General features: G+C 45.9%; 12 protein-coding genes and 1 tRNA gene. 3 read left to right on the top strand and 10 right to left on the bottom strand.

Features of this window, described 5'->3' with window-relative positions; genetic code table 11:
* Nucleotides 1-56: 56 nt before the first annotated feature.
* The 3 genes from ABCW47_RS01315 to ABCW47_RS01305 all read left to right on the top strand — a co-directional run bounded on the left by ABCW47_RS01315 (nucleotide 57) and on the right by ABCW47_RS01305 (nucleotide 5,275).
* Nucleotides 57-2,180: an efflux RND transporter permease subunit gene (locus tag ABCW47_RS01315; RefSeq protein ID WP_343208060.1), complete on the top strand. Its 2,124-nt coding sequence runs from the start codon at nucleotides 57-59 to the stop codon at nucleotides 2,178-2,180.
* A 1-nt stretch (nucleotide 2,181) separates the two neighbouring features.
* Nucleotides 2,182-4,218 (top strand): hypothetical protein, encoded by a 2,037-nt coding sequence (locus ABCW47_RS01310; RefSeq protein WP_343208059.1) that lies wholly within the window; start codon nucleotides 2,182-2,184, stop codon nucleotides 4,216-4,218.
* Nucleotides 4,219-4,387: 169 nt separating this feature from the next.
* The gene (locus tag ABCW47_RS01305; RefSeq protein WP_343208058.1) at nucleotides 4,388-5,275 is read left to right on the top strand and encodes a LysR family transcriptional regulator; all 888 of its coding nucleotides are present in this window, start codon (nucleotides 4,388-4,390) and stop codon (nucleotides 5,273-5,275) included.
* On the opposite strand, the gene ABCW47_RS01300 is transcribed toward ABCW47_RS01305, so the two are convergent.
* From ABCW47_RS01300 to ABCW47_RS01260, 10 genes are all read right to left on the bottom strand, one after another.
* Nucleotides 5,267-6,214, bottom strand: a complete 948-nt coding sequence (locus tag ABCW47_RS01300) for a DUF1848 domain-containing protein (RefSeq protein WP_343208057.1) — start codon at nucleotides 6,212-6,214, stop codon at nucleotides 5,267-5,269. The two genes, ABCW47_RS01305 and ABCW47_RS01300, sit on opposite strands and share 9 nt — an antisense overlap.
* A gap of 34 nt (nucleotides 6,215-6,248) precedes the next feature.
* Entirely contained in the window at nucleotides 6,249-6,842 is a 594-nt protein-coding gene (locus ABCW47_RS01295) for a CDP-alcohol phosphatidyltransferase family protein (RefSeq protein WP_343208056.1), read from the bottom strand.
* Nucleotides 6,843-6,941: 99 nt separating this feature from the next.
* Nucleotides 6,942-7,856, bottom strand: coding sequence for a metallophosphoesterase family protein (locus ABCW47_RS01290; RefSeq protein WP_343208055.1), 915 nt, complete (start codon nucleotides 7,854-7,856; stop codon nucleotides 6,942-6,944).
* Between the two features lie 72 nt (nucleotides 7,857-7,928).
* Nucleotides 7,929-8,957 (bottom strand): M50 family metallopeptidase, encoded by a 1,029-nt coding sequence (locus ABCW47_RS01285; protein ID WP_343208054.1) that lies wholly within the window; start codon nucleotides 8,955-8,957, stop codon nucleotides 7,929-7,931.
* Between the two features lie 161 nt (nucleotides 8,958-9,118).
* Nucleotides 9,119-9,265 (bottom strand): hypothetical protein, encoded by a 147-nt coding sequence (locus tag ABCW47_RS01280; protein WP_343208053.1) that lies wholly within the window; start codon nucleotides 9,263-9,265, stop codon nucleotides 9,119-9,121.
* 188 nt (nucleotides 9,266-9,453) lie between these two features.
* A tRNA-Val gene (locus tag ABCW47_RS01275) sits at nucleotides 9,454-9,526 on the bottom strand.
* A gap of 40 nt (nucleotides 9,527-9,566) precedes the next feature.
* Nucleotides 9,567-10,898 carry a sodium-dependent transporter gene (locus ABCW47_RS01270; RefSeq protein ID WP_343208052.1) on the bottom strand — a complete coding sequence of 444 codons (1,332 nt, stop codon included), beginning with the start codon at nucleotides 10,896-10,898 and terminating at the stop codon, nucleotides 9,567-9,569.
* A 94-nt stretch (nucleotides 10,899-10,992) separates the two neighbouring features.
* Entirely contained in the window at nucleotides 10,993-11,451 is a 459-nt protein-coding gene (locus tag ABCW47_RS01265) for a low molecular weight protein-tyrosine-phosphatase (protein WP_343208051.1), read from the bottom strand.
* Between the two features lie 333 nt (nucleotides 11,452-11,784).
* Nucleotides 11,785-11,958: a MarR family transcriptional regulator gene (locus tag ABCW47_RS15110; protein ID WP_425516042.1), complete on the bottom strand. Its 174-nt coding sequence runs from the start codon at nucleotides 11,956-11,958 to the stop codon at nucleotides 11,785-11,787.
* A gap of 66 nt (nucleotides 11,959-12,024) precedes the next feature.
* A complete protein-coding gene (locus ABCW47_RS01260) occupies nucleotides 12,025-12,945 on the bottom strand; it encodes a Fic family protein (RefSeq protein WP_343208050.1) in 921 nt (306 codons plus the stop codon).
* Nucleotides 12,946-13,089: the final 144 nt, after the last annotated feature.

The raw sequence follows: 13,089 nt of genomic DNA, 5'->3' as shown, positions 1-13,089 counted from the left end.
TCGGCCGGTCCTAAATCCGGCCGGCTGCACAAAAATAGGGAATGAGGAGGAATACGATGATTCAGTTTGCGAAAAAGATCGTCAAACACAAAAAACTCATAGTGATGATCTGTCTCCTGCTTCTGATTCCGTCCTTTATCGGAATCGCCAACACGAGAATCAACTATGATCTGCTCAGTTATCTGCCGGACGATCTGGAAACAATGAAAGGCCAGGATATTCTGGTGGATCAGTTCGGCATGGGCGCGTTCTCCATGGTTGTCGTGGAGGATATGCCTTTAAAGGACGTAACCGTTCTGAAAGAACAGATAAAAGAAGTGGAACATGTAACAGATGTCATCTGGTACGATGACGTATTCGATTTAAGCGTGCCGATCGAAATGCTTCCGGAAGACATCCGGACTGCTTTCTATCATGGGGACGCCACGATGATGATTGCTCTGTTTGACAATACAACATCCTCTGACGAGACCATGGAAGCAATTGCTCAGATGCGAAAACTCTGTGATAAACAGTGCTTCATCAGCGGTATGAGCGGTGTGGTAACGGATATCAAAGATCTATCCCTGCGCGAGATGCCCATTTACGTGGTAATCGCCGCCGTTTTATGTCTGGCCGTTCTGTCCCTTACAATGGAGTCCTATCTGGTACCTTTTATTTTCCTGTTCAGCATCGGGATATCCATTCTCTATAATCTGGGCAGCAACTTCTTCCTGGGTGAAATCTCCTATATCACAAAAGCACTGACTGCCGTCCTGCAGCTGGGTGTAACAATGGATTATTCTATCTTCCTGCTCAATAGCTACGAAGACAATAAAAAGCGTTTTCCGGGCGAAAAAGACCGGGCAATGGCTCACGCTATTTCAAATACATTTAAATCCGTAACCGGCAGTTCGATCACCACAATAGCAGGTTTTGCGGCCCTTTGCTTTATGAGCTTCACCCTTGGCAGGGATATCGGCATTGTCATGGCAAAGGGTGTTATAATCGGTGTCCTCTGCTGTATCACCCTGCTGCCCTCATTGATTTTATTATCAGATAAGCTTATAGAAAAAACGCGCCATAAACCCCTGATACCGGATTTGGCAAGGTTATCCGGATTTATCACAAAGCATCATGTGGCTTTTATTCTTATCTTCCTGGTTCTTCTGGTCCCTTCTATTTACGGCAACAACCATGTAGATGTGTACTATAAGATTGATGAATCTCTGCCGCAGTCACTGCCCAGCAATATTGCAAACCAGAAGCTTCAGGATCATTTTGATATGAATAATATGCACATGGTCCTGCTGAAAAGCGGGATGAGTGCGAAAGAAAAAGAGGCTCTGATCAGTCAGATCGAGCAGGTTCCGGGGGTTAAATACACGGTCGGCCTGAATAGTTTTGTGGGTCCGGGAATCCCGGATAGTTTCATTCCCTCCGATCTCACCGATATGGTGAAAAGCGATGACTATGAGGTGATTTTCGTCTGTTCTGATTACCAGACGGCCACCGATGAAGTGAATAGGCAGATCGAAGATCTGAATCACATTGTCAAAACATTCAGCTCCGAATCCATGGTTATCGGCGAAGCACCTCTGACCAAAGATTTAAAAGATATTACCTCAGTGGATTTCAGGAATGTAAGCATTGCTTCCATCGCCGCTATTTTTATTATCATTATGATCTTGTTCCGTTCAATCTCACTTCCGGTTATCCTGGTGGCGGTGATTGAATTTGCCATTTGCATGAATATGGCCTTTGCTTACTTCGCAGGAACCACCCTGCCTTTTGTAGCCAGCGTGGTGATCGGAACGATACAGCTTGGGGCAACCGTCGACTATGCAATCCTGATGACCAGCCGTTATCAAAAAGAGCGGAATAAAGGAAAAAGCAAGCGGGAAGCTGTCGGCATTGCCCATCAGACGTCGATGAAGTCCATCCTGATCAGCGGTTTCAGTTTCTTTGCCGCTACGTTTGGTGTTGGACTTTATTCTGAGATAGACATGATCAGTTCCATCTGTACCCTGCTTTCCAGAGGCGCAATCATCAGTACCGTTATCGTACTGTGTGTTCTGCCGTCCATGTTCCTCATGTTTGATAAGGTAATCTGTAAAACTTCCATCGGTTTCGGACCGAAAAAAATAAAAGAAGGAGGAAGCAAGAATCCCGGTCAGTCCGGGCCCCTTGCCATGAATTAAGATGAAGAGAAGTAATAAATATATCATATCCGGCCTGTCGGTACTGTTAGCGGGTGCCATGGTCACTGCCGCCGTGTTCCTGCCTGTAGAAACCACATCAAATGCTGCCGGATTCAATTTTCCAGGCAGCAGTACCCTGGCGGACGCTATCCAAACGGTATCGGCCTCCGGTACCAAAGAAGGTCAGAAAACTGCCGGAACATCCGGTGTGTATAAAGATGAAACCGTCTATGCCACAGCAGATCCAGATGGAAGCATCCGTAAAATTGTAGTCTCCGACTGGTTAAAGAACGCCGGTTCCGGGACAGAACTGAATGATATCTCATCTCTGAAAGAGATTGAGAATATAAAAGGGGAAGAGACCTTTACCCAGGACGGCAGGAGGCTGACCTGGAAGACAAACGGCACCGATATTTATTACCAGGGCACCTCAGAAGAAAAGCTGCCCGTAGCCATGAACATTACCTATGAATTAAACGGGAAGAATGTGACCGCCGATCAGCTGGCGGGAAAAAACGGCAGTCTGAAAATGACCTGGCATTTTTCTTCTCAGGATCTTCCATTTACCATGATTACCGCTATGATGCTTCCGGCAGAACATTTTAATAACGTCCGGATCGAACATGGGAAATTAATCACCGACGCCAAGAACATCATTGCCGTAGGTATCGCCTTTCCCGGTTTAAATAAAGAGCTGGATATTGACCGGGATACCCTGGATTTCCCCGATACCTTTACCATCACTGCCGATGTAACCGAACTGGAAATCGGTCCCGCACTTACCTTTGCCTCCTGTGATCTGCTGGATGAACTGAACCTGGATGATTTTGACGGTTTGGAAGAGCTAAAGGAATCTATGGATGACCTGGCGGAGGCTTCCGGCAAACTGGCAGATGGTTCTGCCGGCCTGAAAAAGGGAGCCGATACCCTAAAGAGTAAGACTGGTGATCTAAAAAGCGGAGCAAAAACCCTTACGGATGGTCTGTCACAGCTCTCCAGCGGAGCAGACTCCTTAAACTCAGGTATTAAGGCCTATACCGAGGGGGCCGATACGCTGGCTGATGGAGTAAAGACTTATGTAGACGGAGCCGGAACCTTAAGCGAGGGAATCACAGATTATGTAAATGGAACAGGTGAGCTGGCGGACGGACTCAAGCAGTTAGAGGAAGCGGTAAATGCCGGGATCTCTGTAACAGATGAACAAAAACAGGCAATTTCATCCCTCGAATCTGCACTCTCCGGCCTCAGTTCCGACAAACTTTCTTCCCTCCAGGAAGGGGCAGGAACTGTGGCAGACGGGCTTTCCTCCTATAACGACGGACTTTCCTCTTTAGCCAACGGCTTTCAGGCCATAGCCGTATCACTTCCCGATGGGGAGCAAAAAGAAATGCTGAATCAGCTCACCGCACAGCTGAAAGGCGTTGTATCAAAGAACGGTGCGCAGCTGGAAGCAGGGGCAAAGCAGGTGGCTTCGGGTACCAGGGAACTAAATTCTGCTTTATCCGCCTTAGCTCCCGCGATGAAACAGGTGACGCCGCTCATGGGTCTTCTCTCCTCCGCCGCCAGTCTGCCGGAAGCAGTGGGAACCCTTCGTCTGGGTGCGGTCAAACTCACACAGAATAATGAGGCGCTGCTAACCGGAGCCGCATCCTTAAAAGAAGCGGGACCTACCCTGAGGGCAGGGGCCAATGAGCTCACCGGTAAGAGCAAGACCCTCCGCAATGGCGCCGGAGACATTCAGTCTGCTGCTCGTGCGCTGAAAACGGGCGGAGCAACCCTGGCTGACGGTATCCATGCGTTTGCTGACGGGACTTCTGAATTAGCAGAAGGAGCAGATGAGCTGGCAGAGGGAATGAAAGAATTCGACAGGACCGGCATTCAGAAACTTAAATCTCTATTTGGCGATGATCTCGGCGAACTGTCTGACCGTCTGGACTCTCTTCAGAAAAAAGCCTCCGCCTACCAGTCCTTCTCCGGCATTGCATCCGGAATGGAGGGTAGTGTCAAGTTTGTGATCGAGACGAGTGAAATTAAATAAGCAAACAAACCTTTGCCTTGATTTATCATTTCATTCTATTAAAATAGAAGGTAGAAAAATTCAAACTTAAGCCCATAGGAAAAGGCAGGGGTATAAAGTTTGAACGTACCTTTCAAACTATTCATTCAGGCAGTATCGCAGGCAAGCCTGCGATATGCAGAGGTAAATTATGTTAGATTCACGTCTCGTTACTTTCATGGAACTTTGCAAGACATTAAATTATACCAAAACCGCGGAGCATCTGCACCTGACTCAGCCCGCGGTGACACAGCATATTCAATATCTGGAACGGCACTATGGCGTCAAGCTGTTTCAGTATTCTAAAAAACAGCTTTCACTCACGGACCAGGGAAAGCTGCTGGAATCCCGTATCCGTACGCTGAATTCCGACAGCAAACGGCTGAAACGGGAGATCTGTGCCATACCTGAAAAAGAAGGAGACTATATTTGTTTCGGTGCGACGCCCACCATCGGGGAATACATTATGCCGGATATCCTCGCTTCTTTTTTAACCGATCACCCGGAATACCGGATTACAATGAAAGTCGGGAACACAAAAGAGCTGCTTTCCATGCTGGATCAGGGCGAGCTGGACTTCGCCTTGATTGAAGGTTTTTTCAATAAAGAAGAGTATGCCTGGAAGACATTTGTGGAAGAAAAATTTATTGGTGTGTGCTCCCCTCATTCGGAACTCGCCTCCGGCAAATATCATCTGGAGGAAGTATACCGCAAGCCTCTGCTGCTGCGGGAACCCGGCTCCGGCGCCAGAGAGATTCTGGAACAGGTTCTGACCGAACACAACCTGTCGGCAGATAACCTCAGTTACACAGAAATAGGGAACATTAATGTCATAAAAGAATTAACAGGCAAAAATCTGGGCGCTACGTTTCTCTATAAAGCGGCAGCAAAAAAAGAGCTTGCCGAGGGCAAACTCTCCAGAATTAAAATCACAGATCTTCAGGCCAGCCGGGAATTTCATTTTGTGTACCTGAAAGACTCTATCTACGGCAAACGCAACCTGGCCTTTTATCAATATTGCAGAAAAGCGTTAAAATAACCGGTACTGGTTATCCAGTACCGAGGACATCCGTCGCTGGGTTATCTGATCCTCCGGGCCGATATGTCCTGACAGCAATGCCTCATGTACAGCTCCTGTCTCTCCTGCAGGGGCTGTATTTCTCTTACAGGACACATTGGCATAGCAGTATCGGCATCCTGTCGGGCAGGTATCATACGCCCCGATGTCAATGCTTTCTATGCAGCCACATTCTGCCCTCTGATTTCGATCCTTTTTCCCGCAGACGGTCATACCGGTAAGGCGCTCAAACAACTGCCGGTCAATACAGCTTCCCGGCCGGACCTGCCGGAGCCTTGCATCATGAAAGTCCAGTTTCTCCGCGCAGGTATACAGTTCCATATGATGTGCCGCTGCAATCTGCGCCAGTTCTTCCAGCAGCGCATAGCACGCGTCCCGTTCAAAGGGCAGGATGCCAAGCCCTCCTGTATTGCGCAGCGTCTTTTCATAAAAATCCATAAAACTGACCACAACCCGGTCGGTATAACCGTCCAGATAGGAGGCCATCCGCCCGAACTGTCTGATATGGTATTCCGGTGTATACGTATTGCTGAAAAAGATCGGATCGTAACGCCAGATCAGTCGTTCCCTCCCAAGTTTATCAGCCAGGCCGCGAAACAGCGGCAAAATCTCTTTTTCTTTGGAGGGGAGCCCCGGCTCTGCCTCCGTGCCATATCCTGTAATGGTAAATTGAATATAATATGGGTAGTCCTTAACTGCATCCAGAGCGCGTGCCGCCATTACCGGATATTTACTCCAGAAAACAAAGCCGTCTACAGTCTCCGGCGTCAGAAGGATTTTACTGACCTGATGATAATTTACCGGATTTCTCACATACAGAAATCCTTCCTTCATCCTCTGTATAAACCAGTCCCAGTAATAATGGGGAATATCCGTTCTCCGGCTTACGCTCAGGATCATGCTCTTTCAGCCCTTCTTCCTTCTCAAGTCCAAATCATGATTTCAGATTGATTTCTATGCCTTCCTGGTCCCTGCCCATCTTAATAAATACCGGTATGTATGAAATCAGAGTCAGCAGCATCACCGCGCCGCACACCACAATCAGCGTATTGGCGGCATGAACCGACATATCCGGCAGTAAAATCAGAAGAAACATCACCACATACAGGACGGTTGTACAGATCTTCCCATACCATTTCGCACCATTTAACATCTTATTTTTCCGCAGCATGATCAGCCCCATCACACCCATAAAGCCTTCTTTCACCACGAACAGCACAATCAATGCGATCAGCCAGTGATATCTTGTAGACAGACAGATAATCAGCGCTCCCTGGGTCAGCTTGTCCGCAAAAGGGTCCAGTGCCTTTCCCACCTGAGTCACCATATTAAAATGCCTTGCCACATAGCCGTCCAGAAGATCGGTCAGCCCTGACACCATGATAATCAGCGCTGCGATCCGGTAATCTCCTGTTGTTTCCGCAGTCAGATACCGCCAGACAAAAAACGGAATCAGCAGAATCCGAAAATATCCCATCAAGTTGGGAATCGAAAAAATTTGTTCTCTCAGTGGTTTATCCTCGTACATATCGTCCTCCCCGCCGTCCTTACGGACGTTTTCTCCATATTATATGAAATGTTCTGCCCAAAAACCAGGCCAGCTCCGACAGCCACAGCATCGGATAGCTCATAACGCATCACCTCTCTCTGCCAGTTCACTGCCCTGACTATTCGCAGAAACCCTATCCTTCTCATCAGAAATTACATACATAACTTCCATAATCTCTGCAAGGGCATCCCCCGGCCTTCTCCACTGAAATCCATAGCCCAGGGAGACATTGGCGTAGGTGATCCCTTTCCACTTCTTTATCTTGGCCATATGAGAATGACCGCTGACACTCAACGCCACACGATGTTTTTCAAAAAATGCCCGGTACTTCTCGCTGCCAAGAAAATTCACTCCCGCCATATAAAATGGAATATGATGTCTTGTCACCAGAAGCTTGGTAGGTATCATGTGCATTGCAACACAGCGTTTCTTTCCTTTGTATGCAGGATTCTCAAGAATGGGAGCCAGCAGTTCCATGTCCCGCTCCACCCTTCTGGCATCCAAAGCTGCATTGACCCGGCCTCCGTCAATAAATCGGATATCCGGCCACAGCCCTCCCGCCACCCATTTGGCGGCATATTTTTGTGTATCTATATTCGGATATCCCTTCTGGAAGCTGAAATCATACCAGCCGCACAGACCAGTGATCAGCCAGTCTTTCGTCACAACCGGATGTTTCCACAGCGAATATTCCGGATGCGTGTTCAGAAGGTGATAATTAACCCTGGCTTCAGCGCGGATCTGTTCCCCGGTCTTACCTTTGACCGGCCAGACATACTGATCATGATTCCCCGGAATCTCCCGGATCTTTACCGCCGTCCGCTTAGCCAGACGGTCATAAAACTCCAGCGTCCTGCTTCCCCCTGTACAGGTATCTCCCAGAAACACCAAATAGTCCAGTTGCTTTCTCTCCGCCGCTTCAGCCATTAAGTCAACAAAATTATAATGCCTGTTATAATCAATGTGTATATCAGATATAAATCCAATCCGCACGTTATCCCTTCCTTCCCAAACCGCCGTATACCTATATAGTAGCACAAAACAGCAGTTCAGATTCTAAAGGATTTATAAACCGGAAGTCTCCGCCGGACTGTGTTCTTGCAGCCACCCGATGAGTTCCAGCTCACTCTCCACTTCCGCTTTGACCGGATAGGTCTTTGCCGTCTTAAAGACCTGCTTTAACTGTTCTTCCGCTTTTTTACTGTCTTTCTCAGCAAATAGAGCATAGGCATACAAAAGTCTCTCCCTGGAGATATAACAGCGGGTACTCCGAATATATTTTTTCAGCTCTTCCGTGTATAGTCTATGTATTTCCTCCGGCCGGCAGGGTCCAATCAGTTCATAAAATAAAAGTTCACAGCGGATTTCATACCGGTATACCTCCAGCAAATCCGGATAATCCTTTAAAATCTTCAGGTAACAATCCTCCGCCCGGTCAAATTCCCTTTTATCGTGATAATACTGTGCTTCAAATAACCTGAGAGCAACCCTAAGATAGCTTGTCCTGTCCTGCCCGTCCTGTTCTGAAACCTGAAACCAGGCAAGCGGCATGTCCTTTAACCGCACTCCCTGATGAAGCAGGCCGTTAACCCGCAGCTGCGTATAAAAAGCATAGCGCGACTGAGGGTCTTTCGCGAGATTCTCTGCATTGTATCCGTCATTTACAAGGCCGCTGCTGCTCATAGGAAATCCATTGGTAATAGCCTGAAATAAACCGCAGAAAAACATCGCCAGCCAGAATATCCGAAGAGGCCTAAGTCCAGGAAACATTATGTAGAGAGCCAGACACAAAACAGCGGTAATCCCGTTCATCAGAACGCCGCCCAGGTTGTACAGCCGGCATGGGCAGTGATACCCGTCCGACTCCGGCGGCATCATGAGGCATTGTCCCCCGGTTCCCCGAATGGTAAACTTCTTTCGCCGAATCTTCCCGCCATCCTTCACCAGAGTCACAGAGCCGATTCGAAACGAAACAAAGTGATAGCCGGAAATAAGCCCGAATACCAGGTGTCCCAGTTCATGCAGAATAATCTGTATAAAAAAAGAAAGGACAATCAAAACCAGATATAGTAAAAATCCAAGCAATCTGCCCATATGGCCCTCCCCATTATTTAACTAGGATATATTTTTACATAGGGAAGTTCTCCAAACTTTCCTATGTAAAAATATAACAGAATACACGGGAGAAGTAAAATGCTTCTTCTCCCGTAATCGGATCAGATCTTCATTTTTAACACGATCTTTACTTTCCCCTTTCAGACCTGCCGGATCTTCGGTTCCACTGCCTCTGACCTGACGTTGTGGGTCTGGTTCTGATTTTCCGGTTTCACTTTCTGTGTAATGCTGTTAAATTTTTCATTGGACTTTTTGCGGTTTAATTCTTCCTGTTTGTCTTTTTCCATACTGACCTCCATATTAAGGGGATTACTTTCTTTGTCATGATTAGTATGGGGAGAAATTACGGGAAGTATGTGTGAGCCGGCAATTGTCACCGTAATTTCTTGAAGAGATCCCTGCAAACCCGCATAAATCCTGGGTTTTTCACAAATTCCGCATAATAAAAGCCCCTGCAACTGCAGGGGCTTTGGTATGGAGACAACGGGGCTCGAACCCGTGACCTCTCGCGTGTGAGGCGAACGCTCTCCCGGCTGAGCTATATCTCCATACCAATATTTTAGCACTTTCTTTTGCATTTTCAAGAGTTTACTGAAATACATTCCGGTAAATTGAAACAAAACCTGTAATTGTAACGATTATAACAAGGATCGGGGTGATAAAGCGGATGCAGAATACCCATAACTTCTGCAATTTGAATTTCACACCCTCCTGCTCCATTTCTTCTACCAGATACTGAGGTTTCCACTTCCACCCGATGTAGTAGCACATCAGGATACCACCCAGAGGAAGCAGAATATTGTCGGTAAGCATTCCGATCAGATCGAAGAAATTGTAGTTCAGTATTGTAACGTCTGCCAGCACACCGAAGGAAAGGGAGCTTGGAATGCCCAAAAGGAAAATAACAAAGGCTAAAATCACAACCGATTTCTTCCGGTTCCAGTGCCAGTTGTCCATGGTGAAGGAAACTACCACTTCCAGCAGGGCAATCGCGCTGGTGAGGGCGGCAAAAAAGATCAACAGGAAGAATAGGATTGCAAAAAAGGAACCGCCGGTCAGGGAAGAAAACACCTTGGGCAGCGTACCGAATATCAGGCTCGGTCCCTGCTCCGGCTGAAGACCGAAGGAAAATACAGCCGGAAAAATAGCAATACCCGCTAAAATAGCAATCGCCGTGTCCAGGCCGGCCACGCTCAAACAGCTTTTCGGTATATTGGCGCTTTTATTCAAATAACTTCCATACGTAATTGTTATACCCATGCACAGACTCAGGGAATAGAACACCTGTCCCAGGGCAGCGCTGATCGAATTCATATTAAATTCTGCTCCCTGAGGAGAGAAGATAAAGGCCAGGCCTGCACCTGCGCCGGGCAGGGTCACACTTCTCACGATGATAACGATCATGATAATGAAAAGCGTAGGCATCATAAATTTGCTGGCCTTCTCGATTCCCTTTACGCCAAATAAACAGATGGCTGCGGTAAGGAGCATAAAGATAAAATGCCAGAAAATCGGTTCTCCCGTACTCCCGATAAAAGCATCGAAATTTGCCGGGGGCTGCAGGGTGGTTGCGTAATTAAAGAAATATTTAATAATCCAGCCGCCGATAACACTATAGTAGGAAAGGATGAAAAATGCAGCCAATACGCCAAATACGCCCACTATTTTTGCACGTGGATGTATATCCTGATAAGCATGTACCGGATCATGTTTTGTCTTTCTTCCCAGCGACATTTCCGTAAGCATAACCGGAATACCCAGGACACAGATAAAGAACAGATAGGCAATTAAAAAAGAAAAGCCTCCGTTCCGCCCCATAAGATAAGGAAATTTCCACAGGTTTCCCAGACCTATTGCTGCCCCCGCCGTCGCCAGTATAAATCCCAGCTTGCTGGCCCATTGGTTGTGATGTTTCTTCATAGTCCCCTCCATTAACAATTATCATTTGTATTATTTATTCTCATTTTCGGACGTTTCTATGTCTGACGCCCGAAGATGGTAAGCCAAACCATTTTTAAAGATCTTTTAGAATATAATTTAACAGTGCCTCGCAGCCCTCACAGATATCCTCATAGGTACTATCAAAATCACCCGTGTACCACGGATCTGCAATATCTCTGGGCCTGTCTGAAAAATCCAGCAGGCAAAACATCTTATGTTCCGGATCGCCGCCCAGAATTCTGCGCATATTGGCAAGATTCCTCTGTTCCATTCCGATCAGATAATCATATTTTTCATAATCTGCTTTTTTCAGCAGCTGTGAGTATTTTCCCTTCACAGAGATGCCTTTTTCTCTCAGCTTGTCTCTGGTGCCGTGATGCACCGGATTGCCCATCTCCTCAGAGCTGGTGGCCGCAGAGGCTACGATAAACTTATCTCCCAGTCCCCGTTTTACGGCCATATCACGAAATACAAATTCCGCCATGGGAGAACGGCAGATGTTGCCAAGGCAGACGAAAAGTATTTTTATCATCTAGTTTTACTCCCTTCATAAGCGTTCAAATTAATCTTAATTTATTAAAACTTTCCACTTCTCATTTCGCTTACCACAAAATCTAACTTTGCACTGCAACATAATTCACATGCAAATATCTATTTTTCAGCCTGTCGTCTGTTCCAGAATAAGATTGCTAAAGAACATTTCCAAAAACTTTGTTGTTATATAGAACCCCATTTTACAGGTCTTTTCAGGATTTTTCAAGATGTTTCCTTGGTACAGGAAAAGTACTTTGTTACAGTCTCTGTATCCCTTCATAAGTCTGAAAAGCGTTGATTTTACAAGGGTTTTCGAGCTTTCGGTTTTTCTTTAAATCAACACTTCCCATTTGCCGTATCTCTTTCCGTCAACTCTGCGGATATATTCCTTTTTCTGCATAGATTCCATAATTCGTTTTATGGTACTAAGAGATTTTCCGGTCTCTGCCACAAGCTCTTTTTGCTTAATTGACGGGTTATTGTAAATCAGTTCTAAGACCGCCAACTTCTCTAAAGTACATTCCGAAGTGTCAAATTGAGACTTTGGACTTTAGGGCTGACACTTTTGGAATTATCGTTTGCATAGCTGCACCTCGTTTCTTGTTTCATACTCAATCCTAAAATAATCCAAATACGTTTTAAATTTATCCTGTGCTGTCAGGCAGGTATCCGACAAATACCCCTTCTCATTATCCCATTCTTTTAATCCCCGATAATAAAATAATTTCAGATTATCCTCGATAATGAACGGAACGATATTATATTTCAGACATTCTTTAAACATAATTAACCGACCCACACGGCCGTTACCATCCTGAAACGGATGAATCCGTTCAAACTTTACGTGGAAATCCAGAATAGCCTCAAAGGTCTTTTCTTCCTTCCCATTGTATTCCGCCAACAGACTCTTCATTTTATCGGCAACCTTTTCTGGAAGTGTAGTTTCCATGCCGCCCACCTCATTTGGCAGTTTTTTATAATCTCCCACTGCAAACCAATCTTTTCTGGAATCACTGGTACCGCTTTTCAGAATCAAATGCAGTTCCTTAATGAACTTCTCAGTTAAAGCGAATTTTGCATGTTCAATGATCCTATCAATGCAGCGGAAATGATTTGCTGTTTCAATCACATCGTCCACATTGAGAACTTCATTTTCCACGCCAATCGTATTGGTTTCAAATATATATCTAGTCTGTTCATGGGTCAGACGGCTGCCTTCCATATGATTTGAGTTATATGTGAAATCAATCTGAGTCTTATGGTAAATGCCGCCGGGGTATTTGCTTTCCTTCTGGTCTTGCAAAATATCCAACAGAATTGGCTGTTCTCTTCTCTTATTAGAACGCTCCGGTTTTTCAGCGTTTTCAGGAATATTCCAAGTCTTACCGGTTAAAAATGCTCCTTTCACACGTCTCTGAGCACAATAATTTCTTACACTTCGCTCCGAGATATTCCATTTCTTTGCTATTTCAGTAACTGAAAGATATCGCATCTGATTTCCTCCGTCTATTGGCAAACACAAATTTCGCTTAACCTATTATTTATTATATCACGTCATCGGCAATAAATCTATTTCATTCTGAACCTACTCTTATATAATATTGCCGTTTTCGGAAATATTATATTAACATGAACA

This window comes from Anaerolentibacter hominis (assembly GCF_032380675.1).
Taxonomy (GTDB): domain Bacteria; phylum Bacillota; class Clostridia; order Lachnospirales; family Lachnospiraceae; genus Anaerolentibacter; species Anaerolentibacter hominis.
This window is presented reverse-complemented; position numbering and strand designations above follow the sequence as displayed.